The following is a 21,045-nucleotide window of genomic DNA, read 5'->3' on the forward strand; positions in this document are numbered from 1 at the left end:
GGAGCAGGGATGAGCACCAGTTACGCGTCCGGCATTTCCGATGTGCCACTGCTCGGTGACACCATCGGCGCGAATCTCGCGCGGACCGCCGCGCGGTTCGGGGACCGCGATGCGCTCGTGGACTGCCCGAGCGGCAGGCGGTGGAGCTACACGGAATTCCTCGCCGATGTGGACGCGCTCGCGCTGGGCCTCGCGGATTCCGGTGTGCGTAAAGGGGATCGGGTCGGCATCTGGTCACCCAACCATCCGGAATGGACACTCACCCAGTACGCGACGGCTCGGCTCGGCGCGATCCTGGTGAACATCAACCCCTCGTATCGGGTGCACGAGCTGGAGTACGTGCTCAACCAGGCGGGCGTGCGCACCCTCGTCGCCGCGCGCTCGTTCAAGACCTCGGACTACGCGGGCATGATCGAGCAGGTGCGGCCGAACTGCCCGGAGCTGGCCGAGGTGATCCTGCTCGGCGAGCAGTTCGACGCGCTGCTCGAATCCGGGCGTGCCGGTGATCGCGCGCGGCTCACCGAGATCGAGGCGGAGCTTTCCGCGGACGATCCGATCAACATCCAGTACACCTCGGGGACGACCGGATTTCCCAAAGGCGCGACGCTTTCCCATCACAATATCCTGAACAACGGGTTTTTCGTCGGCGAACTGTGCCGGTACACCGAGCAGGACCGGATCTGTATTCCGGTGCCGTTCTATCACTGTTTCGGCATGGTGATGGGCAATCTCGCGGCGACCTCCCATGGTGCGGCGATGGTGTTGCCCGGAGCGGGTTTCGAACCGGATCCCACGCTGCGCGCGGTCGCCGGGGAACGGTGCACCTCGCTCTACGGGGTGCCGACGATGTTCATCGCGGAATTGGCGAGCGAACAGTTCGGCGAGTACGACCTTTCCAGTCTGCGTACCGGGATCATGGCGGGCTCGCCGTGTCCGGTCGAGGTGATGAAACAGGTCATCGACAAAATGGGCATGAGCGAGGTCTCCATTTGTTACGGAATGACCGAGACCTCGCCGGTTTCCACCCAGACCCGCGCGGACGATTCGATCGAGCTGCGGGTTTCCACGGTCGGCAGGGTCGGACCGCATCTGGAGATCAAGGTGGTGGATCCGGTGACCGGGCTGACCGTGCCGCGCGGTGAACCGGGCGAACTGTGCACCCGCGGCTATTCGGTGATGCTCGGCTACTGGAACCAGGCGGACAAGACGGCCGAGGTCATCGACGCGGCGCGGTGGATGCACACCGGGGATCTCGCGGTGCTGGACGAGAACGGGTATGTGAGCATCACCGGCCGCATCAAGGACATGGTCATCCGGGGCGGGGAGAACATCTATCCGCGCGAGATCGAGGAATTCCTCTACACCCACGAGGACATTCTCGACGCTCAGGTCATCGGGGTACCGGACGAGAAGTACGGCGAGGAACTGATGGCCTGGGTGCGGATGCGCGACGGAGCGGAACCGCTCACCGAGCAGACACTGCGCGAGTTCTGCCAGGGCAAGCTCGCGCACTACAAGATCCCGCGCTATGTGCACGTCGTCGAGGAGTTCCCGATGACCGTCACCGGGAAGGTGCGCAAGGTCGAGATGCGCGAGCAGGCCGCGGATCTGTTGCGGCTCAAGGAGAACTAGGTTCGCCGAACCAGGTACGCAGCGCGGTTTCCAGTTCCGCGTCCGGCTCCTCGCCCGCCCAGGCGACGAAGCCGTCCGGGCGCGCCAGCATGGCGGGCAGTCCGGCGGCAGCGGGGGCGGGCGTGACCCGGTCGGCCCAGCCGGGCGGTACCTCGGCGCCGAACAGCGCGCCGGTCCCCGTGCGCAGCAGTGTGACGTCGTCCTCGATCCGGGCCGCGGGTAGCTGGGCGCCGACGAGTGGATGCGAGCCCGGTAGCGCGTAATGGTGCGCGCGCCCGGACATCAGGTTCACGAAGTAGGTGTTTCCGTCCACTGTGGACATCAGCTCGACGAGTAATCCGCGCAGCGCCGAGACTTCCGGGCCCGGGCGCATCATGGCGATCTGGGCGCGGGTGATCTCCAGGACGCGGGCGCCGACCGGATGGCGTTCGCTCGTGTAACTGTCCAGCAGGCCTTCCGGCGCGGTGCCGTGCAGGGCGGCGGCGAGTTTCCAGCCGAGATTGACCGCGTCACCGATGCCGAGATTGAGCCCCTGGCCGCCGAAGGGGGAGTGCACGTGCGCGGCATCCCCGGCCAGGAAAACCCGGCCCCTGCGGTAATCCGTGACCTGGCGCGCGTTGTCGGTGAACCGGGTCGCGCTGTGCACCGCGGTGATGCTGACCTCGGTTCCGCTGACCCTGCGCAGGCTCTCCTGTAGTTCGGCTACGGTGATCGGCGCGTCCCGATCGGCGGGCGGACCGTCGAATTCCACGGTGAGAATGCGCCCCGGGGCGGGACCGTGCACCAGCATCCCGTGTTCCATCCGGTTCCAGGATTTCGGCAGCTGCTCCGGATGGTCCATGTCCACGACGGCCTGATGCCCGGTGAGCGTCGGCTCGGTTCCCGGGAACTCGAAACCGGCGAGTTTGCGCACCAGGCTGCGGCCGCCATCGGCGCCGACGAGATAGCGTGCGCCGATCCGCTCACCGCTCGCGCAGTCGATCTCGATGCCGGAGGCCTGTTCGGTGAACCCGGTCAGCTCGGTCCCGCGCCGCACCTCGACGCCGAGCCCGGTGACCCAGTCGGCGAGTTCGGCCTCGAGCTGCTGCTGGGTGATCATCCAGCCACCCTTACCGCTCGGCACATCGGCGTACCGGTCATCGGCGGGGACCTGGCTCGGATCGATGGTGAACAGCCCGCCGAAGTGCCCGCCGACCGTCTTCGTCCACGCGCGCATGTCCTCGAGGGTGGGTTCCGGCTCGCCCTCGCGGGCGAACATCGGCAGCATCCGGCTCAGCATCCGGTCGTGATACTCCCGCAGCCGGTCCTCGAATCCCCTGCGCCGCAAGGCTTCTACTGCCGAAACGTTGATCGCGCCTGCCTTGACGGTGGGATCCGGTTCGGTGCCGCGTTCGAGCACGAGGGTGGCGATGCCGCGCATCCCGAGTTCCCCGGCGAGCATGAGTCCGGTCGGCCCCGCTCCGGCGATGACGACGTCGTAGTCCATGGAGCGAGTATGCCGATGAACGTGTACTGAGTCAAAGTTTATGCGTGGTCTATTATCGGCGCATGGCCGGACAGGGGTTGCGTGAGCGGAAGAAGTGGCAGACGCGGCGGCGCATCTCGGAAGTGGCAACGGGCCTGTTCTTTGCGCGCGGGTTCGACGCGGTGACCGTCGCCGAGGTGGCCGAGGCTGCCGAGGTCTCGAAGATGACCGTGTTCAACTACTTCCCGCGCAAGGAGGATCTGCTGCTGGACCGGACCGCGGAAGGCAGGCATGAGATCTGCGCGCTGATCACCGGGCGAGCCGAGGGCGAATCGGTGTTCGAAGTGTTGCGGGCCCAGCAGCATCGGCTGCTCGCCGAGGGGAGTCCGCTTTCCGGGGCCATCGCCTCGATCGCGCCGTTCTGGAAGCTGGTGCACGAGACGCCGACGTTGTTCGCCCGGTCCATCGAGCAGCGCGCGGAGACGGCGGCAGCACTGACCGAGGCGTTGCGCCCGGAATGTGCGACGGAATTCGAGGCGGTATTGCTCGGTGAGCTGATCGGTGCGGCGCTCGGCAGTATTTTCGATACCGCGAAACGCCGGATAATGAACGGCGATGATCTGCACCTGGTCCGCGCGGATCAGGTGAAAGTGATCGATCTCGCATTCGATTGTCTGGAGCGCGGATGTGCCTCGGTTCTCGCGGAAAAGAAGGTGCCCGGGATCCGGTGATGTGGATCCCGGGTTCGCCGATTCAGGAGAACAGGGAAAGCGAGAATTCGCCTTCCTCGTCGAGCTCGACGAGTCCCGCCTGCCCGGAATGGGTGCCGAGCACGTAGACCAGCCGTTCCGCGATGGCGGCCGCGTCCTCGGTCGATTCGCAGCTCGCGATGTGGTGCTCGATCGGGCCGCTTCCGTTGTCCTGCGGGGATTGTATGGTGGTGCGGACGAAGACCTCGGGTCCGTCGAAGTAGACCTCGCCGATGCTGCTTTCCTTCACGAAGGCCTCGGCCGCCTGTAGCCAGAGTTGTCCGGTGTTCGCTGTCGTCATGGCGGAAACGGTATCCCCTCACGCGAAATAGGAAACCCAGGGCCCCTTTTTATGTCGAACTGGACAAGGTTCGACGGGCCCTGGGTCCGGTAACTGCCTGGTATTCGCCGGCCACCGCCGGAAACACCAAGAAAGGTGTCAAAAGGGCGACTAGCGGACAGTCACCTCACGAGTCCAATAGCTATTCAACGCTGGACCACCTCCTTTCCCGTGTACTGCCAACGTTAACCGCGTATGCCGGTGCTCGGCAAGTGGTTTTCAGATCCGGGACGGGAGGTAAACATCGCTGTCCACGATTCGGGTGCCCAGCGGCGTGAGTGAGATCGGAATGAGCTTGAAATTCGCGATCCCCAGCGGAATGCCGATGATCGTCACGCACTGCGCGATCCCGGTCACGATGTGCGCGAGGGTGAGCCACCAGCCGGCGAAGATCAGCCAGATGACGTTGCCGAGCAGGGAACCGAGGCCCGCGCTCGGCCGATGCTCGATGGACCGCCCGAACGGCCACAGCGCGTATCCCGCGATGCGGAACGAGGCGATGCCGAACGGGATCGTCACGATCAGCAGGCAGCAGATGATCCCCGCGATGGTGTACCCGATGGCCATCCACAACCCGCAGAGTACGAACCAGATGATGTTCAGCAGCAGGCGCATACCCTCGAGTATGCGCCCGCCGCACCGGTTTCGCATCGGGGAAATCCCGGAGTTCCCCCTGTTCAGGCTGTTCCGGAGGATCAGCGCGAGCCGACGAGTACGTGGTCGTTGCCGATCTGCCACACCGGATGCGCCGCGCGGAATCCGGAGCGCACGAGCAGCCGCTGGTGCGCACCGACCGAGAAGCCGTTGCTGCCGTGGTGCCGTTTGTGGTCACTGTCCGCATCGTCCTGGGCGGGGACCCGTTCGGCGCGCGCCCGCGCGAGACCGGCCAGGTCCTCATCGGCGAGCACCGCGTCCCACCAGTCCAGCCAGCCCTCGTTCTCCCGCACCCCGGCGCGATCGAGGCTGCGGTCGTGCACCCGATCGGCGAGGGTGTCGAGTGCGTCGTCGTCCAGTCCCATGTGGTCGCCGTTGACGAACACGCCGCCCGGCACGAGCAGTTCACCGAGCGCGGCGTAGAGCGTGCCGAGCGCCTCCGCGGTCAGCCAGTGCAGCGCGGTCGTGGACACCGCGGCGTGCACCTGTCCGGGAACGTGCGCGCGCCACGCCGGGCCCGCCAAGTCCGCGTCCACCCATTCCGCTTCCTCCGGATAGGCCGCGCGGGCCAGGCCGAGCAGCAGCGGGTCCGAGTCGATGCCGATGATCCGCGCCCGTGGCAATCGCTCGCGCAACCGGACCGCGAGCGAACCGGGCCCGCAACCGAGGTCGAGGATCACCGGTTCCTCGGCCTCGGCGAGCGCGGCCTCGACCACATCGCCCATCACCCGGAACCGCTCCTCGCGGTCGGTGTAGAAGCTCGACTGCTGCGTGTCCCAGCGCCGCAGCCACTCGCTCGCCTTCTGCCTGGATACCGTTTCCGTACGCATTACCGCTCCCGTCACTGTTGTTAAGCTCTATGGCAGTGACTCTAGAGAAGGAAGGGTGACTGGTCAAGTGGATTTTGACAGTCACATGAGCGATGTGGTCGCTCGGACGGTCAGCACCGTCAACCTGCTGACCCCCGGTCTCGCGCTTGGCAAGGAGTACGCCGCCGAGGACGTGACCGAGCAGGTGTGGGAGACCCTGGTGAAACGCCCGGACGGGAACCTCTCGAACCCGGCGGAGATGAACATCGAGGGGCTGCGCGGTTATGCGGTGCGGCTGCGTGCGGTCTTCGTCGCGATCGACGAGGGACGGATCGACGATGCCTGCGGTGTGGTCAACGAACTGCTCACCGAGACCGGGGCGGCGCCGGTGCTCGCCAGGCACGACAAGGAACCGTGGCACCTGCACTTCCACGCCGTGGACGCGGACTGGGCGCGCAGCTGGGCGGCGCCCATGGCCACCTCGCTCGCGGTGATACTCGGCAATCCGGTGTACGACCGGCTCGGGGTGTGCACGGCACCCGCCTGTGACCGGGTGTTCGTGGACACCTCGCGGAACGGGACCCGCCGGTTCTGCTCGACGGCCTGTCAGAACCGGGTCAAGGCGGCCGCCTTCCGTGCGCGGAAGAAAAGTTGAGGGTTGTCGTGAGCAGCCTGCACGGCGGTGCGGGTGGCAGTGCCAGCGGACAGCCCGGTGAGAGCGGCTTGCCGCTCGGAAAAAACTGTTAGGCCGCGCCGGTCAGGGTGAGCACGATCAGCGCGATGTTCAGCGCCACGATCACCGCCGTGACCAGCCAGGCGATCACCGTGGTCGGGCGCCGGTTCACCGAATCGCCCATGACCGAGCGCCGGGAGGTGAACCAGACGAGCGGGATGAGCGCGAATGGCAGCCCGAAGGAGAGCACCACCTGGGAGATCACCAGCGATTTCGTCGGGTCCGCGCCCGCGGCGAGGAACACCAGCGCCGGGATGAGGGTGATCGTCCGGCGCACGATCAGCCGGATCCGCGTGCGCAGCAGCCCCTGCATGACCACCGAACCCGCGTAGCAGCCGACCGAGGTCGAGGCGAAGCCCGCGGCGAGCAGTCCGAGCGCGAACAGCAACCCGATCCCGCCGCCGAGGGTTCCGTTGAGCGCGCCGTACACGCCCTCGATGCTGTCCACTCCGTCGCGCCCGCCGAGCGCGGCGGCCGCGAGCAGCAGCATGCCGAGGTTCACCGCCCCGGCCAGGATCATCGCCGCGCCGACATCGGTGCGCGTGGTACGCAGCATGTCCGGCAACTGCTCCGGGGACTGTTTGCCGTGCCGGTCCCTGGCCAGCGCCGAATGCAGGTACACCGCGTGCGGCATCACGGTCGCCCCGAGGATCCCGGCGGCGAGTACCACGCTGTTCAGATCGCCGAACCGGGGAACCAGTCCGTTCAGGGTTTCCGCGCCGCTCGGCGGGGCGACGAACAGGCCCGCGAGGAACCCGACGACGATCACCAGCAGCAGCGCGGTGATCACGTACTCGAAGCGGCGCTGGCCGGACCGGTTCTGCACGGCGAGCAGCACCGTGGAGATCACCCCGGTGATCACGCCACCGAGCAGCACCGGAAGCCCGAACAACAGGTTGAGCGCGATCGCCCCGCCGAGTACCTCGGCCAGATCGGTGGCCATCGCCACGACCTCGGCCTGCAGCCAGAACGCGATCCGGGACCCTTTGCCCAGCCGTTCGCCGACCGCCTCGGGCAGCGACTGGCCGGTGACCAGGCCGAGTTTGGCGGAGAGGTACTGCACGACGCAGGCCATCAGGTTCGCCGCGACGACCACCCAGACCAGCAGGTAGCCGTATTCGGCTCCGGCCTGGGTGTTGGTCGCGACATTGCCCGGATCGACATAGGCGATGGCGGCGACGAACGCCGGTCCGAGCAGTGCGGCCGCGCCACGTGCCTTCGACAGCCTTGGCAGGAGAGCCGTCAACGACACCACGCCGGCCGCCTCCCGTTCTCTAGTCCCACTCAGTGTTCGGAGTCATTCCAGATTCCGCGTAGGCCTGGAGGGTAGCGCCTGCCTGTTCCAGTGTCACCGCAAGGTGACCTATCTAGCCCGCCGTCGCGAGTGCCTGTTCGTCTTCCGCGCCGAAGGCGTCCTCGAGGCGTTCCGGTGAGTAGTCGAGGTCGATCTGCTCGACGGGAACCCCGCGGGCCGATTCGATCGCGCCGAGTCGCCGGCCCGCCCGATCGCTGGCGTAGTTCGCCATTTCCTCGGGGGAGACGCCGAACGGCGGCTCGTCGAAGCGGTTCATGTCCCAATTGATCATCTCGAGGGCGACGGGCACGAGTTCGCCCATCCGGTCCTGCACGACCTGCCAGTTCGCGTCGTCCGCCGCGACATGGCGGCGGCAGGTGAAGGTGCCCCAGGCCATGTGCCGCCGCTCGTCGTCGCCGATGCGTTTCACCAGTTCCTGCATCCCGGGCAGGATGTTCTGCTCGGTGCAGGCGCGCTGCCAGGCGTAGTACCCGGTCAGTGCGAGGCAGCCCTCGACGACGTGGTTGTAGGTCACCGAGGCGCGGATCTGGTTGGCCGGGGACGGGTCCTCTTCCAGGATCCGGAGCGAATTCGGCAGCTCGTCGTAGAACAGTTTCCGGTAGTGCGGATTGTCCGCGACCCAGTGCGTGATGTCGTGGTAGACACCGACCGCGTCCAGCCAGAGCCGGAAAACCTGACAGTGTTTCGCCTCTTCGAAGCAGAACTGGCTCAGATACATTTCGTCACCGAGCCGCCCGGTTTTCGCCATGGCCTTCATGAACGGTTGAATGTCCTCGGTCACCGCCTCCTCGCCCGCGATGAACTGGGCGCACAGCAGTGTCGCGCTTTCCCGCTGGTGTTCGGTGAGACCGGCCCAGTCCTCGGCATCCTGGGTGAAGTCGATATCGGCGGGGTTCCAGAACTTCTTGTTGCCCTTGATGAAAAGGCGGAGCGGGAACGAGTCCCAGTTGAGCCCGCCCTCGCGCAGGGAGTGGAAACCGTCGCGGACCTCATTGTCTGCGGGTGCCATGATCATTACCTTTCGTCGGATGCGGATACCAAATGAGGGGATACCAATTCCGTGATGTTCCTGGCCGCTTCCTCGGGTGTCGAGGTCGGCATCGCGATATGGCTGACGGCCAGCCGGAACAATTGCTCGGCGAGAATTCTGCCCTTTTTCATGGGGAGCGAGGTCTGCTCGGCGAAGAAGTTCGCGAACACCGCGGCCGCCGAATGCAGCAGTGGCTCGCTCTTGGCTCCGGTCAGGAACGGCAACAGGTCGGCCGCCGCGCCCGCGCCGAGTGCCGCCGCGACGAGCGGGTTCGCCCGGGCGTGCTCGATGGTCCATTCGAGGCTGTCCCGCAGGCCTTCGAGAGCCGTGCCCTTCGCCCGTGCCCGTTCACCGACCTCGGCGAGCAGTCCGGACTCGGTGCGCAGCGCGGCCGCGGCGACGAGCGCCTCCTTGTTCCCGAACTCGTTGTAGACCGTCTGCCTGGAGACCCCGACGGCGTTCGCCACATCGGCCATCCGCAGCCGGGTGAAGCCCTGCTCGGGGAGCAGCCGGGTCGCGGCCTCGAGCAGTTCCTCGCGCAGCGAGAGCCGGGTCCGTTCGGTGAAACTGGACATGCACTTATCTTGACAGCGAGACCAAATGTGTCAATCAAATCGACAGGTGAACCGATTCTGTCAACCGATAGGGTGCGGTTGTGCCGCGCAATGTGGGATTCGACCTGGACATGACACTGATCGATGCGCGGGTGCCGATCGCCGCGCTGATCGACGAGATCGCCGCGGAGACCGGGCTCGGTGTCGACGGGGCGGAGATGGCCGCCGCGCTCGGCCCGCCGCTCGAGGCCCGGCTCGCCGATGCGGGGTTCGCCGAGGAGGAGATCGCCCTGATCGCCGGGCGGTACCGGGAGCGTTATCCGGCGATCGTGTCCCAGGCGCGGCCGATGCCGGGTGCGGCCGCGGCGATCGAAGCGGTGCGCTCCGCGGGTGGCCGGGTGATCGTGGTGACCGGGAAGGCGACCGCCAACGCGAAACGGCACATCAGCGCGCTCGGCTGGCCGGTGGACGCGGTCGTCGGGGATGTGTTCGGCGACGGTAAGGGGCTGGCCATCGAGGAGTTCGGCGCCGAGCTCTACGTCGGCGACCACATCGGCGATATGCACGGTGCCGCCGCTGCCGGGGTGACCGGCGTCGGGGTGGCCACCGGTCCGTGCTCGGCGGAGGACCTGTACACGGCCGGGGCGGCGGTCGTGCTCGACTCGCTCACCGAATTCCCCGCCTTGTTCGCGGGTGAGCGGGTGTAACCACCTGTCACACTGCTTCGTTGGTTCGTTGACTGCTTGTCAACAACGTTGTTGGAGGAATCATGCGCCGTCTGCGGTTGCTCGTCGTGCCCGGGGTGCTCGGCCTGCTCGTCTCCGCGCTCCCCGCACTGGCCGCGGCCGAGAGCGCGCCGGGACCGGAGAGCTGTGCCCGCGACCTCGACTGCGATATCGCGACGATCGACCGGATGAGCATGCCGGACCGGCTGGATTTCGTGCGCGCCATGGAGGCGGGCCCGGCCGTCGAAGCGATGCCCGGACACGATGCGAAGCAGTGGCGCAACATCGAGGGCATCATCATGGCCTTCCGCAATCACGGCGCGGGCGCGCGCGGGACCTGGGTCTCGCTGACCGATGCGGGCATCCTCGAAGGGGTCGAGCGCGGCCTCGGCATCGCGACCGGGCGCAGCCAGGACACCGGAGGTAACCCGGGCGCGAAACTGTGGGCGCGGTTCATCACCGGGGTGGGCAGCGGGGAACTGGACGCGCGTTCGGCGCACGACAAGGCGTGGAGCACCGCCGAGCAGGCCTCCACCGAATACGGCGACAAACTCGCCAAGCAGCGCGGTGAACTGCCGAACGCCGCCGAGCAACGGTTCTACACGCTCACCGACATCTACCGCTTCGTCGTGCGCAACCGCCCGGCCTTCCTGGACAGCCTCTCCGCATCGGGTCCGCTCGCCGGGCCGGACAAGGCCGAGCAACGGCAGAACTTCTTCGACTGGGCGACCGACACCACCAACATCGACGCCGGACGGACCGGCGGCGAGCTGCTGTGGCAGTTGTCCCAGGCGGACCTGCCGAATTCGGCCTCGGGAACGTTCGAGGTGTTCAAGGCCTACCTGGACTATCTCTTCCCCAAATACCAGGAAGCCATGCGCAACGGGTGAGAACCGGCGGGCGTCCCGGTGGGGAACAAGCCTATTCGGCAGAGGTGCGGGCGAACCTCTTGTGCTGGCGCACCAGGCCGACCAGTCCGATCACCAGTCCGACCGGGGTGAGCAGGCCCGCGCAGATCATCAGCCACAGCGGCAGGTTGCTCATGCCGGAGGCGAACATGGAGAACACGACGACCACCGCGACGAGCCCGAGAGCGAAGATCACGAGCCCGGTGTTGATGAGTGGGGATTTCCCCTCGCGTTCGCGCATGGGACCAGCCTAGAGTGTTGCCCCGCAGAAGCCTGCAGGTAGTGTTGTAGCTTACGCGCCTTCGTCGAGCGCCACAGGGACTCGGCGGGGCGCGTAATCAGTGTCGGCGGGAGGTCCGCCGGAGGGTTCGACGAGATAGGTGAGGGCTGTGCCGAGCGGCAAGGTCAAGTGGTTCGATTCGGAGAAGGGCTTCGGATTCGTCACCGCGGAGGGTGGCGAGGATGTCTACATCCGCAAATCCGCGCTTCCCGCCGGGGTTGCCACGCTGAAGACCGGCCAGCGCATCGAGTTCGGGGTCGCCGACGGGCGCCGGGGGCCGCAAGCGCTTTCCATCCGGCTGCTCGATCCACCGCCCTCGGTCGCCGAGGCGCGCAGGCGCCCCGCCGAGGAACTGCACGGCATGATCGACGACATGATCAAGCTGCTCGAGGCGCGGGTACAGCCGGAGCTGCGTAAGGGCCGCTACCCGGATCGCAAGCACACCAAGCGCATTGCCGAAGTGCTGCGCGCCGTAGCCAAGGACCTCGACCCGTAGGGATTGTCTACTGGGCTTGCGTGGCGGTGCGGGTGGCGGTGCTGTCCTCGCGAGGGAACACCTGAGAGCCCGCCGCGATGCCGGTTTCGTGGGCGGTGTAGAGCGTCAGCTGCTCACGTTGGGGCACAGGGCTTCGCCGGGTTTCGGCAGCTGTGCGCCGGGAGCGGTCAGGGCCGTCCAGGTGCCGCGCACGCCGAACTCGACGCCGCGCGGGCCCACGGTGACCCGGCCGCCGAGCTGGTAGACGTTGATCAGCTGCAGCCGCTGCCCCTGCGGTGGCCGCACGGTGTAGCTGAACTGCTGTCCGGGCAGGTACAGCGGGGAGCACGCGGCGGAGAGGTTGCCCGCGTCGTCGAGCATCCGGTACTCCACCCGCCACGGGGCGTCGGAGATCTCCCCGTCCACCGAGATCTGCACCGGTTTCCCGGGTACCGCCTCGAGCCTGCCCGCCGCGTTGCCGTTCTGGGTGCAGTTGGTGCCCTGCACATCGCAGTACTGCAGCGGCTCCATGCGCACCGAGTCCCCGTCGGTGAACGCGCTCACACCCGGCTTCGGCGCGGAGCACGCGGTGAGCAGCAGCAGGGAACCGAGGATCACGGGCAGGAGGTATCGACGCACGGGCCCGAGGCTACAACTGCTCGGTCGGCATGGTCCGCGTCGGTGTGCGCTGGCGCTTCGGCAGGGGCGAATCGTCCACCTTTTCCGGGCGAACCGGGCGGTCCCCGCCGAATCCGGGAATGAGGCTGCGGCCCTGGCGGGTCAGCAGCACCTGGGCGAGCCCGATCGCGAGCAGCACCGAGATCACCGTGAACCCGAGCCAGAACTTCGCGGGCAGCAGTACCCCGATCGCGCCGCCGATCACCCAGGCCAGCTGCACCACGGTCTCCGAACGGCCGAACGCGGATGCCCGGGAGCGCTCCGGGAGATCGCTCTGGATCACCGAGTCGAGGCAGATCTTGACCATCGCGCTCGCGGCGCCACCGATGAGTCCCACGATGGCCGCGGTGAACACCCCGGCGAGCAGCGCGGCCACCACGGTCGCGGCGAGCGAGGCGCAGATCCCGACGACCAGGATCTGGTCGGGTTTGCGCAACGGGATGCGCGCGCCGATGGCGTTGCCCACGAAGGAACCGGCCCCCGCGGAACCGGCGACCAGGGCGAGCAGCAGCATCTGCTGGAACGGTGAGCCGACCGTCTCGGCTTTCACCACGAACGCGCCGAACAGCACCATGAACCCGGTGAGCAGCTTGATCGTGGCGTTCGCCCACAAGGCGAGTACCACGTTGCGGCCCATCGACTGGCGCGGTTTGCGGCCCTTGCGCTTGCCGGTTCCGGTGTCCCGCGGGATCTCCATGGTCGCGGTGAGCGAGGCGGGCACCTCGTCCTTGGTGTCCTCGACCCAGGACGGGATGCGCATGCACAGCACCGCGTCGGCCACCGCGATCAGCGCGCAGAACACCAGCGCGCCCTGTGAACTGGCGATGTAGGCCAGCCCCGCGGCGACCGCGCCGAAGGCACCGCTGGCGATCAGCCCGAAGGTGGTCAGCCGTGCGTTCGTGGTCACCAGCGTGCTGGAGGAGGGCAGCACCCGTGGCGTCACCGCGGCCTTGAGCACGGTGAACGACTTGTCCAGCACCATGAAGGCGAGCGCGGCGGGGTAGAGCACCCAGGAGTTGTAGTTCAGCGCGATCACCACCGCGCAGATCGCCTGTCCCGCGCAGGCGACGGCCATCGCGATCCGCCTTCCCCTGCGGATCCGGTCCAGCAGCGGGCCGATGACCGGGGCGACGAGCGCGAACGGGGCGATGGTGATGAGCAGGTAGAGGAAGACCTTCGTCTTGCTCTCCGCGTTGGCGGCGGCGAAGAACAGGGTGTTCGCCAGCGCGACCGAGAGCGCCGCGGTCGAGCCGTAGGAGAGCATGTACGCGTAGGTCAGCTGGGAGAGCCCGGACTCGCCCGCCCCGTCGGCCTGGGTGGCCTTCTTGAACAGGTGCACACCCTGGCGGGCCCGCCAGGCGGCCACCCGCGCGACGCTGATCTTGTCGGGCGGGGCCGGTCCGTCAGCGCCCGCGCCGCGCCGTGGTTCCTCGCGGTCGATGTGTTCGGTCGGGTGCTCCTGGCGGGGCTGTTCCTGCCTCGGGCGTTCCTGGCGTGGTGGATCCTGGCGCGGGGGAGGAGTGCGCTGGGTGCGTTCCTGCGACCACGGCGGTGGCTGGTTGCGCGGGGTGTACTCGTGACCGGAGGGCCGTGGCGGCGGCTGCCTGCGCTGGGTGGGCTGCTCCGGCGGCGGGGTTCGCCGCGTCGGATCGCCCTGACCTCGCTTTTCCTGGCGCCGTGCCGCCTTGCGTGGACGTGCGCCGGCATTCCACCCCGCGCGCGGGCGGTTCGGATCACCGGGAGTGTTGGTATTGTCCACCCTTCCATCCTGCCGCAGGTTCGCCGTGGATGGTCGTGGGGCACAATGTTTAATTGGGAGAACCACACGGCGGAGGCAGCACAACGACTATGATTCTGCGGCGACTATGACCATGGCGATGACCGAGCAAGACAGCGAGGACGTGCGGCTGCGTGCGGCGATCGAGATCGCCAGGGACGCGGCCGAGACCGACGCCGGTGCCGAGCACGTCGGGGACTACCTCGGCGCGCAGTCCGAGCACGGCGCGCTGACCCACCTGTTCGCCTCGCGGATCGAGGGATACCGCGGCTGGCGCTGGGCGGTCACCCTGGCGAGCGCCGGCCCGGATACTCCGGTCACGGTCAGCGAGGTCGTGCTCCTTCCCGGACCGGACGCGCTCACCGGACCGGACTGGGTGCCCTGGCAGGACCGTATCCGCGCCGGTGACCTCGGGGTCGGCGACCTGATGCCGTCCCAGGAGGACGACGACCGCCTCGTTCCCGCCTATCTCGAATCCGATGACCCGGGCATCGAGCGGCTCGCGATGGAGCTCGGGCTCGGCCGCAAGCGGGTGATGTCCCGCACCGGACGGCTGCGCACCGCCAAGCGCTGGCGCGGCGGCGAGTTCGGCCCGCGCAGCGATATGGCCCGTAGCGCCCCCGCCCGATGCGGCACCTGCGGCTTCTACCTGCAGCTGGACGGATCGCTGCGCGCGGCCTTCGGGGTGTGCGGCAACGAGATCGCGCCCGCGGACGGCCGGGTCGTGCACGTGGAATACGGCTGTGGTGCGCATTCCGAGGCCGAGGTGGACACCAGGTCGGCGGTCCCGGTCACCGAGATGGTTTACGACGACACGAATTTCGACGTGGAACAGCGCTGATGCCGCCGCGGGTGTTCGGTGGCTGATCCGTTCGGCACCGCCGAGCTGCGGGCGCGGGTACTGCGCGCGTGGACCGAATCCCCTTCGCGGTTCCGCGAGGACGCGAACGCCGAGGAAGACCTGCGCATCGGCGGCTACCGGGACCGGGTGCTCGTCGAGCTCGCGCAGAATGCCGCCGATGCCGCGGGCGAGGACGGCGGCGAGCTCTCGATCGCGATCGTCGACGGGGAACTGCGCGCGGCCAACACCGGGAGCCCGCTGGACGCCGAAGGAGTGCGCGCGCTCGCCTCGCTGCGCGCCTCGGCCAAACGCGAGGGCACGACCACCGGGCATTTCGGGGTTGGCTTCGCCGCGGTGCTCGCGATCAGCGCGGAACCGCGGGTGTGTTCGGCCGCGGGCGGGGTGCGGTTCTCCCGTGAGGACACCCGGGCCGAACTCGCCGCGATCCCCGAACTGGCCGGGGAACTGGCCGCCCGCGAGGGTGCGGTACCGGTGCTGCGCCTGGCGTGGCCGTGTCCGGATCCGGTTCCCGAGGGCTTCACCACCGAGGTGCGGCTGCCGCTGAACTCCGGGGTCGAGGCTGGGGAACTGCTCGAGCAGGCGCACCGGCTCGCCCCCGATCTGCTGCTCGCCCTTCCGGCGCTGCGCGCGATCACCGTGGACGGGCAGCGGATCGCCGCCGAACGCCAGGAGGACGGGCTGCTGGTGATCGGCGGTACCCGCTGGGCGGTCAGCAGGACCGAGGGACAGGTGGCCGAACGCGGTGGGCTCGGTGTCGAGGAGGCCGGTGGGTACGCGGTGACCTGGGCGGTGCAGGTCGACGCGGCGGGCGCCCCGCTCGCGCACGGCCCGGATGTGCTGCACACCCCGACCCCGACCGATGAGCGGCTGGACCTTCCCGCGCGGTTGCTCGCCACGGTGCCGATGGAGCCGAGCAGGCGGCGGGTGCGTGCGGGCGGCGCCGCTGACGAGGTGCTCGACGCGGCGGTCGCGGCCTATCCGGAGCTGGTGCGCACCTTCGCCCCGGAACACCGCCTGCGCCTCGTGCCGCCTCCCGGGTTCCCGGTCTCCGAGGTGGACGGGCGGTTACGCGAGGCCCTGCTCGGGCGGTTCCGCGCCGAGCCGCTGCTGCCCGGCGCGGACGGGGAGGAGCTTTCCGCGAACAGTGCTCTCGTTCTGGAACACTGTTCGCGAGCACTGATCTCCTTGGTGAACAGTGTTCTCCCCGGGTTGCTCGACCTCGGCGAGGCGCCAGGAGACCGCGAGGCACTGCGCGCGCTCGGGGTGCGCAGCGTCGGCCTCGCCGAACTTGCCGAACGCTGTCTCGGCATCGATCGCGAACCGCACTGGTGGCACGAGCTCTATGCCGCGCTCGCCGAGCTCGTGGACGCGGGCGCCGATCGCGATGAACTCGGCGCGCTCCCGATCCCGCTGCTCGACGGGCGCACCACCAACGGCCCGCGCGGGGTGCTGCTACCGACCGAGGAGCTCGCCGGGCTCGACGGGCTCGAAGAACTCGAACTGCCGATCGTGCACCCGGTTGCCGCGCACCCGCTGCTGGCCAGGCTCGGCGCGGTCCAGGCCGGTCCCGCCGAACTGCTCGATTCGGCGGAACTGCGCGCCGCCGTGGAACGCAGTGCCGAGGATGCCGCCGCGGGACTGGACATCACGGGGCTGGCCGAGGTCGTGCTCCGCCTTGTCGGCGAACTCGGCGCGGACCGGGACTGGCTCGGCGCGCTCGCCCTCCCCGATACCGAGGGCGGCCCCCGGCGCGCCGACGAGCTGCTGTTCGCCGATGCCCGGGTGCGCCCGGTCCTCGATCCCGAGGCGATCGGGGAGGACGGGGCACTCGGGATCCTCGCCGAACGGATCGCCGAACGGCATCCGCGCGCGGCACTGCGCGCGGTCGGGGTGCTCGACGGGTTCGCGGTCGTGTCCGATGAACAGCCGGACGGGCCGGATCACGGTCTGGCCGATGAGGATCAGTGGTGGGAGACCGAACCGCGCCTGGTGCACGGCATCCGCGATCTCGACCTGGTCGCCGAGGACTCCTGGGAGGCGGCGCTCGCGCTCATCGCCGGGGATCCGGAGACCTGGCGCGCCCTCGCCGAACCGGGTGGGTACACCGGCTGGTGGATCGCGCGCTATGCCCGCCTCGCCGGGCGCGCGCCCCGGCGCTGGCGGCTCGCCGCGGCCGGGGAACTCGCCGGTCTCTACGATCCGCTCCCGCCGGGCGAACTCCCGGACACCGTGCTGCGTGCCGCCGGGGTGCGGGCGAGCCTGCACGTGGCGAACGCCGAGGACGCCGGGGAGCTGCTGAACGCGCTCGCCGAGCCGGAAAACGAACCGAGCCAGGGCGCGGTGCTGCGCGCGCACGAGGAACTGGGTACCGCCGTCCTCGAGGAGCGCTTCGAACTGTCCACTGTGGACGCACCGGAGCGGGTACGCACCCTCGGCGGGCTCACCGACGGTGAAGAAGCGCTGGTGGCCGATGTGCCGTGGTGGTACGGGACCGGGCTCGGCGAACTCGTCCCGGTGCGGTCCGGGCTCGCCGAACCGCTGGCCCGGCTGCTCGATCTGCCGATGGCCGGTGCGGAACTGAGCGCCGAGGTGCGCGGCGGCGAGGCCGTGCCGTGGCGCGAACTGCGCGCCGTGACCCTCGCCGCCGAATTGCTCGGGATCCCGGCCGGGGACGGCGAGGTGTTCCTGCACGATCCGCTCACCGTGACCGTCGACGGCGAGGAGATCGCCCTGCCGTGGTGGTTCGACGGCAGGAACGCGCACGCCGAGGACAGCGAGCGGGGCCTCGCCCGCGCCTTCGCCTGGTGCAGCGGGCACTGGGAGGACCGGCATCGCATCGAAGCCCTGCTCGCCGATCCCGGACTGGGAACCCTGCTCGGCTAGCCGAGTTTCTGGATGACCCCGGGCAGCTCGGCCAGCTCGTTGATCACCGCGTCCGGGTGTACGTCCACCGGAACTCGTTGCGCGGCAGGGATATCCGAGTGCGGAACGAGCACCGCGTGCATCCCGACGCCCTTGGCCCCGCTGATGTCGTCGTACGGGCGGTCACCGACGTAGACGGCGGTCGCGGGGTCGGTCACGCCGACCGCCTCGAGTGCCGCGCCGAACGCGTCCGGATGCGGTTTGGTCCACTCCAGATCGCTGGACCAGACGCAGGCGTCGAAGAGGTCGGCGACCCCGTCGCGCTCGAAGATCTCCTCGTGCCAGCGCGCAGGCCAGCCGGTCGAGGAGAGAACCCCGGTGCGCAGCCCGGCCTCGCGCAGTTCGGTCAGCATCGGTTTCACTTGCGGATCGGTCCAGGTCGCGTGCTCCCAGAAGTCGCGGAACGCCTGCCAGCCGCGCTCTTCGTGGGGCGCACCGGCCTCGGCGACGACCTCGCTGAGCCGGAACGCGGCACTGGTGTCCCGCACCCGCGCCCATGCGGCCGTGTCCGCTTCGTGCAGCGCCGCGGCAAGGGATTCCACATCCTCGGTCACCTCGGCCGCATAGCGCCGCCAGCCCTCCAACTGATCGACCGTGCGCCACAGAGAGAGCGTGCCGCCCCAGTCGAAGATCACTGCTTCAATCGCCATGCGCGCATCATGACCTACGGCGCGGCAGCGGCGCATCCCATTTGTGGCACGCACGTACCTAAAGGCATGCGGACACGTCAAGACCGTGCCCGCGCGTACCGATAATCCCAGTGGAGAGCTCGGCTAGAACAGGGTTATCAACCAGACGATCCAGCCGAGGGTGATGCCGATCATGGCGCCATACGCGACCCAGCGCCACACCAGCAGTGGCCGGATCACCACGATGGTCGGGGCAAGGCCGAGGGTGACGACGATGTTCCCGGCGAAGGCGAGCCAGCCGCTCACCGAGCCGAGGGCGAGCGCCAGCGCGATCATGCCGAAGACCACCACGAAAACGGTGAACCCGGTCAGCGCGAGGCCGGTGCCCCATGGTGTCGGTTCCGCACCGGAACGGGCGCGCCCGTCGAGCACGGCGCGCTCGCCGTTGAGTGGATCGGTGAACGACACAATCGTTCCGGTCCGCGCCGCGATCCGGCCGGCCAGCTGGCGCCCTCTGCTGGTGATCAGCCGCGCGGAGGTGGGATTGGCGAGCTGCAAGGCATCGGCGACGCTTGCCCATTCGTCGAGCGAGCCCGCGAGTTCCTCATCGATCGGCAGCGAACGCGGATCGATACCGGCGTCGGGTTCGGTCTCGTCGACGAGCACCGCTCGGCCCGCGACCACGCGCAATTCCCAGGCATCCATGGTGTCGCCGAACCTACCGCAAGCCCGCGGGCACCCGCATCGAACTCCGGCTTCGTCAAGAACGCGTGTGCAATCATCCCTGAGTGATCTTCCCCGCAGGTTCGTGCACCGATTGGCCGGTACACAGGCCCGGAATGCTGTGTCACCGTTGACTGGTGCCCGTGTCGATTTTTGTCGGGGTAAGTCGGTGCGCCGCATGACAACTGGAAACGAAACCACAGCGTCTTAACGCGGAAAGGCGACAAGGAACCGGATATGGCGCAGGTATCCGAATCATTGGCCGTCTCGTCACCTCGTGCGGCGTATCGCCGTAAAGTGCACGATTGCCTTGCGGCGCTCGCCGAGTTGCTCACCGAGCGGAAGTTCGATTTCGCGAACCGTCAGATGGGGGTCGAGCTGGAGCTCAACCTCGTCGACGAGGCGATGAGCCCGGCGATGACCAACACCGTCGTGTTGGAGAAAATCGATGATCCCGCCTTCACAAGTGAACTCGGACAGCACAACCTCGAGGTCCACATAGGACCGAGACGATTGTCCGGTGAACAATTCCTCGCACTCGAATCCGAGTTCGGCGAGGCGCTTGAGACGGTGAACACCAAAGCACGGGACGCCGGTGCGGAACTGTTGATGATCGGTACGTTACCCACGATCACCACCGAGCACTTCGACCGGAAATGGCTCTCTCCCGGTTGTCGTTACGCGGCGCTCAACGACCATATTCTCGCCGAGCGTGGCGAATCGTTGACTCTCGATATGGAAGGGGTAGCCCTTCCGGGAAGGGAAAGCGAGACGCTGCTCGGAACGGCGGCCTCCATCACGCCGGAAGCGGCGTGCACCTCGACCCAGTTGCACCTGCAGCTGGCCCCGGACGACTTCGCGCCCTACTGGAACGCGGCGCAGTGCCTCGCGGGCCCGCAGGTGGCACTCGCCGCGAATTCCCCGTTCCTGCTGGGCAAAGCGCTCTGGCAGGAGACCCGCATCCCGCTGTTCCAGCAGGCGACCGATACCCGCAGCGAGGAACTGCGCAACCAGGGTGTGCGCCCGAGGGTGTGGTTCGGGGACGGCTGGATCAGCTCGATCTTCGACCTCTTCGAGGAGAACGCCCGCTACTTCCCCGGGCTGCTGCCCTTCATGGGGGATGAGGAACCGCACGAGGCCCTTGCCGCGGGCCGGATTCCGCAACTGGCCGAACTGCGCTCGCACAACGGTACGATCTGGCGCTGGAACCGGCCGGTCTACGACATCGTGGACGGGGTCCCGCACCTGCGGGTGGAGAACCGGGTGCTGCCCGCGGGGCCGACCGTGCTCGACATGGTCGCCAACATCGCCCTGTTCTTCGGCGCGCAGTACGCCCTCGCCACCGCAGAGCGTCCACTGTGGACTCAAATGTCCTTCCGAGCGGCCGAGGAGAACTTCTACGCGGCCGCCAAGTACGGGATGAACGCCGAGCTCTACTGGCCGGGCGCGGGCAAACTCTCCGCGGACGAGCTCACGCTCCGGTTGCTGCTTCCCTTGGCGCACAAGGGATTGAGTGATGCCGGTCTGCCCGGCTCGCTGTGTGATCGCTACCTGTCGGTCATCGAGCAGCGGTGTATCCGCAGGATGACCGGCTCCACCTGGCAGCGCGAGACCGTCGGGCTCTACGAGGAGCGCGGCGCCGACCGGCCGACCGCGCTGCGCGAGATGTCCCGGCAGTACGCCGAGCTCTCCGCGAACGGCGAGCCGGTGCACCTCTGGCCGATCGAGTAGGAACGCGAGCAACAATAAGGCCCCGTCCACCGAAGCGGACGGGGCCTTATTGCG

21 protein-coding genes are annotated in these 21,045 nt (G+C 68.2%); 9 read left to right on the plus strand and 12 right to left on the minus strand.

What is annotated here, in order from left to right; genetic code table 11:
• Positions 1-9: 9 nt before the first annotated feature.
• Positions 10-1,632 (plus strand): AMP-binding protein, encoded by a 1,623-nt coding sequence (locus AD72_RS02575; RefSeq protein WP_031464721.1) that lies wholly within the window; start codon positions 10-12, stop codon positions 1,630-1,632.
• Here the strand turns inward: AD72_RS02575 and AD72_RS02580 are convergent.
• The gene (locus AD72_RS02580; protein ID WP_031464722.1) at positions 1,619-3,118 is read right to left on the minus strand and encodes an FAD-dependent oxidoreductase; all 1,500 of its coding nucleotides are present in this window, start codon (positions 3,116-3,118) and stop codon (positions 1,619-1,621) included. The genes AD72_RS02575 and AD72_RS02580 overlap by 14 nt on opposite strands.
• Positions 3,119-3,180: 62 nt before the next feature.
• On the opposite strand from AD72_RS02580, the gene AD72_RS02585 reads away from it, so the two are divergent.
• Positions 3,181-3,828: a TetR/AcrR family transcriptional regulator gene (locus AD72_RS02585; RefSeq protein WP_051897755.1), complete on the plus strand. Its 648-nt coding sequence runs from the start codon at positions 3,181-3,183 to the stop codon at positions 3,826-3,828.
• A gap of 22 nt (positions 3,829-3,850) precedes the next feature.
• Here the strand turns inward: AD72_RS02585 and AD72_RS02590 are convergent, their stop codons facing one another.
• The 3 genes from AD72_RS02590 to AD72_RS02600 all read right to left on the minus strand — a co-directional run bounded on the left by AD72_RS02590 (position 3,851) and on the right by AD72_RS02600 (position 5,670).
• Positions 3,851-4,147 carry a hypothetical protein gene (locus tag AD72_RS02590; RefSeq protein ID WP_031464724.1) on the minus strand — a complete coding sequence of 99 codons (297 nt, stop codon included), beginning with the start codon at positions 4,145-4,147 and terminating at the stop codon, positions 3,851-3,853.
• 258 nt (positions 4,148-4,405) lie between these two features.
• Positions 4,406-4,801 carry a YccF domain-containing protein gene (locus AD72_RS02595; protein WP_031464725.1) on the minus strand — a complete coding sequence of 132 codons (396 nt, stop codon included), beginning with the start codon at positions 4,799-4,801 and terminating at the stop codon, positions 4,406-4,408.
• 80 nt (positions 4,802-4,881) lie between these two features.
• On the minus strand, positions 4,882-5,670 hold the full coding sequence (locus AD72_RS02600) for a class I SAM-dependent methyltransferase (RefSeq protein ID WP_031464726.1): 789 nt from the start codon (positions 5,668-5,670) through the stop codon (positions 4,882-4,884).
• Positions 5,671-5,755: 85 nt separating this feature from the next.
• Between AD72_RS02600 and AD72_RS02605 the strand changes: the two genes are divergently transcribed.
• Positions 5,756-6,304: a CGNR zinc finger domain-containing protein gene (locus tag AD72_RS02605; protein WP_031464727.1), complete on the plus strand. Its 549-nt coding sequence runs from the start codon at positions 5,756-5,758 to the stop codon at positions 6,302-6,304.
• 88 nt (positions 6,305-6,392) lie between these two features.
• On the opposite strand, the gene AD72_RS02610 is transcribed toward AD72_RS02605, so the two are convergent.
• From AD72_RS02610 to AD72_RS02620, 3 genes are all read right to left on the minus strand, one after another.
• Complete coding sequence (locus AD72_RS02610; RefSeq protein WP_156365014.1) at positions 6,393-7,637, minus strand: Nramp family divalent metal transporter; 1,245 nt, start codon at positions 7,635-7,637, stop codon at positions 6,393-6,395.
• Positions 7,638-7,749: 112 nt separating this feature from the next.
• Positions 7,750-8,712, minus strand: coding sequence for a R2-like ligand-binding oxidase (locus AD72_RS02615; RefSeq protein ID WP_156365015.1), 963 nt, complete (start codon positions 8,710-8,712; stop codon positions 7,750-7,752).
• A complete protein-coding gene (locus tag AD72_RS02620; RefSeq protein WP_031464730.1) occupies positions 8,712-9,302 on the minus strand; it encodes a TetR/AcrR family transcriptional regulator in 591 nt (196 codons plus the stop codon). The genes AD72_RS02615 and AD72_RS02620 overlap by 1 nt, the downstream gene beginning before the upstream one ends.
• Positions 9,303-9,382: 80 nt before the next feature.
• Here AD72_RS02620 and AD72_RS02625 point away from each other — a divergent pair, with 80 nt between their 5' ends.
• Positions 9,383-9,988: an HAD family hydrolase gene (locus tag AD72_RS02625; RefSeq protein WP_082468729.1), complete on the plus strand. Its 606-nt coding sequence runs from the start codon at positions 9,383-9,385 to the stop codon at positions 9,986-9,988.
• 62 nt (positions 9,989-10,050) lie between these two features.
• Entirely contained in the window at positions 10,051-10,896 is an 846-nt protein-coding gene (locus AD72_RS02630; protein WP_051897758.1) for a hypothetical protein, read from the plus strand.
• Positions 10,897-10,927: 31 nt separating this feature from the next.
• Here AD72_RS02630 and AD72_RS02635 read toward each other — a convergent pair whose 3' ends face one another.
• Complete coding sequence (locus AD72_RS02635) at positions 10,928-11,155, minus strand: hypothetical protein (protein ID WP_031464733.1); 228 nt, start codon at positions 11,153-11,155, stop codon at positions 10,928-10,930.
• Between the two features lie 148 nt (positions 11,156-11,303).
• Between AD72_RS02635 and AD72_RS02640 the strand changes: the two genes are divergently transcribed.
• Positions 11,304-11,690, plus strand: a complete 387-nt coding sequence (locus AD72_RS02640; protein ID WP_031464734.1) for a cold-shock protein — start codon at positions 11,304-11,306, stop codon at positions 11,688-11,690.
• A gap of 105 nt (positions 11,691-11,795) precedes the next feature.
• Here AD72_RS02640 and AD72_RS02645 read toward each other — a convergent pair whose 3' ends face one another.
• Both AD72_RS02645 and AD72_RS02650 read right to left on the minus strand, forming a co-directional pair.
• Complete coding sequence (locus AD72_RS02645) at positions 11,796-12,308, minus strand: DUF2771 family protein (RefSeq protein WP_156365016.1); 513 nt, start codon at positions 12,306-12,308, stop codon at positions 11,796-11,798.
• A 10-nt stretch (positions 12,309-12,318) separates the two neighbouring features.
• Positions 12,319-14,106, minus strand: a complete 1,788-nt coding sequence (locus tag AD72_RS02650; protein WP_031464736.1) for an MFS transporter — start codon at positions 14,104-14,106, stop codon at positions 12,319-12,321.
• 118 nt (positions 14,107-14,224) lie between these two features.
• Between AD72_RS02650 and AD72_RS02655 the strand changes: the two genes are divergently transcribed.
• Both AD72_RS02655 and AD72_RS02660 read left to right on the plus strand, forming a co-directional pair.
• Positions 14,225-14,965, plus strand: coding sequence for a DUF3027 domain-containing protein (locus AD72_RS02655; RefSeq protein WP_231644711.1), 741 nt, complete (start codon positions 14,225-14,227; stop codon positions 14,963-14,965).
• An 18-nt stretch (positions 14,966-14,983) separates the two neighbouring features.
• Positions 14,984-17,869, plus strand: coding sequence for a sacsin N-terminal ATP-binding-like domain-containing protein (locus AD72_RS02660; protein WP_031464738.1), 2,886 nt, complete (start codon positions 14,984-14,986; stop codon positions 17,867-17,869).
• On the opposite strand, the gene AD72_RS02665 is transcribed toward AD72_RS02660, so the two are convergent.
• Together AD72_RS02665 and AD72_RS02670 are read right to left on the minus strand one after the other, a co-directional pair.
• Positions 17,866-18,558 (minus strand): HAD family hydrolase, encoded by a 693-nt coding sequence (locus tag AD72_RS02665; RefSeq protein ID WP_031464739.1) that lies wholly within the window; start codon positions 18,556-18,558, stop codon positions 17,866-17,868. The two genes, AD72_RS02660 and AD72_RS02665, sit on opposite strands and share 4 nt — an antisense overlap.
• Positions 18,559-18,681: 123 nt before the next feature.
• Positions 18,682-19,242, minus strand: a complete 561-nt coding sequence (locus AD72_RS02670) for a DUF2537 domain-containing protein (protein WP_031464740.1) — start codon at positions 19,240-19,242, stop codon at positions 18,682-18,684.
• Positions 19,243-19,497: 255 nt separating this feature from the next.
• Here AD72_RS02670 and AD72_RS02675 point away from each other — a divergent pair, with 255 nt between their 5' ends.
• Positions 19,498-20,991, plus strand: a complete 1,494-nt coding sequence (locus tag AD72_RS02675; protein ID WP_031464741.1) for a glutamate-cysteine ligase family protein — start codon at positions 19,498-19,500, stop codon at positions 20,989-20,991.
• Positions 20,992-21,045 lie beyond the last annotated feature (54 nt).

The sequence above is a fragment of the Sciscionella sediminilitoris genome, assembly GCF_000737195.2.
GTDB classification, from domain to species: Bacteria; Actinomycetota; Actinomycetes; order Mycobacteriales; family Pseudonocardiaceae; genus Sciscionella; species Sciscionella sediminilitoris.

Coding starts and splice junctions, on each gene's coding strand:
- AD72_RS02630 (WP_051897758.1), top strand. CDS start 10,051: ATGCGCCGTCTGCGGTTGCTCGTCGTGCCCGGGGTGCTCGGCCTGCTC.
- AD72_RS02585 (WP_051897755.1), top strand. CDS start 3,181: ATGGCCGGACAGGGGTTGCGTGAGCGGAAGAAGTGGCAGACGCGGCGG.
- AD72_RS02655 (WP_231644711.1), top strand. CDS start 14,225: ATGACCGAGCAAGACAGCGAGGACGTGCGGCTGCGTGCGGCGATCGAG.
- AD72_RS02595 (WP_031464725.1), bottom strand. CDS start 4,801: ATGCGCCTGCTGCTGAACATCATCTGGTTCGTACTCTGCGGGTTGTGG.
- AD72_RS02635 (WP_031464733.1), bottom strand. CDS start 11,155: ATGCGCGAACGCGAGGGGAAATCCCCACTCATCAACACCGGGCTCGTG.
- AD72_RS02605 (WP_031464727.1), top strand. CDS start 5,756: ATGAGCGATGTGGTCGCTCGGACGGTCAGCACCGTCAACCTGCTGACC.
- AD72_RS02580 (WP_031464722.1), bottom strand. CDS start 3,118: ATGGACTACGACGTCGTCATCGCCGGAGCGGGGCCGACCGGACTCATG.
- AD72_RS02590 (WP_031464724.1), bottom strand. CDS start 4,147: ATGACGACAGCGAACACCGGACAACTCTGGCTACAGGCGGCCGAGGCC.
- AD72_RS02600 (WP_031464726.1), bottom strand. CDS start 5,670: ATGCGTACGGAAACGGTATCCAGGCAGAAGGCGAGCGAGTGGCTGCGG.
- AD72_RS02670 (WP_031464740.1), bottom strand. CDS start 19,242: ATGGATGCCTGGGAATTGCGCGTGGTCGCGGGCCGAGCGGTGCTCGTC.
- AD72_RS02665 (WP_031464739.1), bottom strand. CDS start 18,558: ATGGCGATTGAAGCAGTGATCTTCGACTGGGGCGGCACGCTCTCTCTG.
- AD72_RS02620 (WP_031464730.1), bottom strand. CDS start 9,302: ATGTCCAGTTTCACCGAACGGACCCGGCTCTCGCTGCGCGAGGAACTG.
- AD72_RS02615 (WP_156365015.1), bottom strand. CDS start 8,712: ATGATCATGGCACCCGCAGACAATGAGGTCCGCGACGGTTTCCACTCC.
- AD72_RS02575 (WP_031464721.1), top strand. CDS start 10: ATGAGCACCAGTTACGCGTCCGGCATTTCCGATGTGCCACTGCTCGGT.
- AD72_RS02675 (WP_031464741.1), top strand. CDS start 19,498: ATGGCGCAGGTATCCGAATCATTGGCCGTCTCGTCACCTCGTGCGGCG.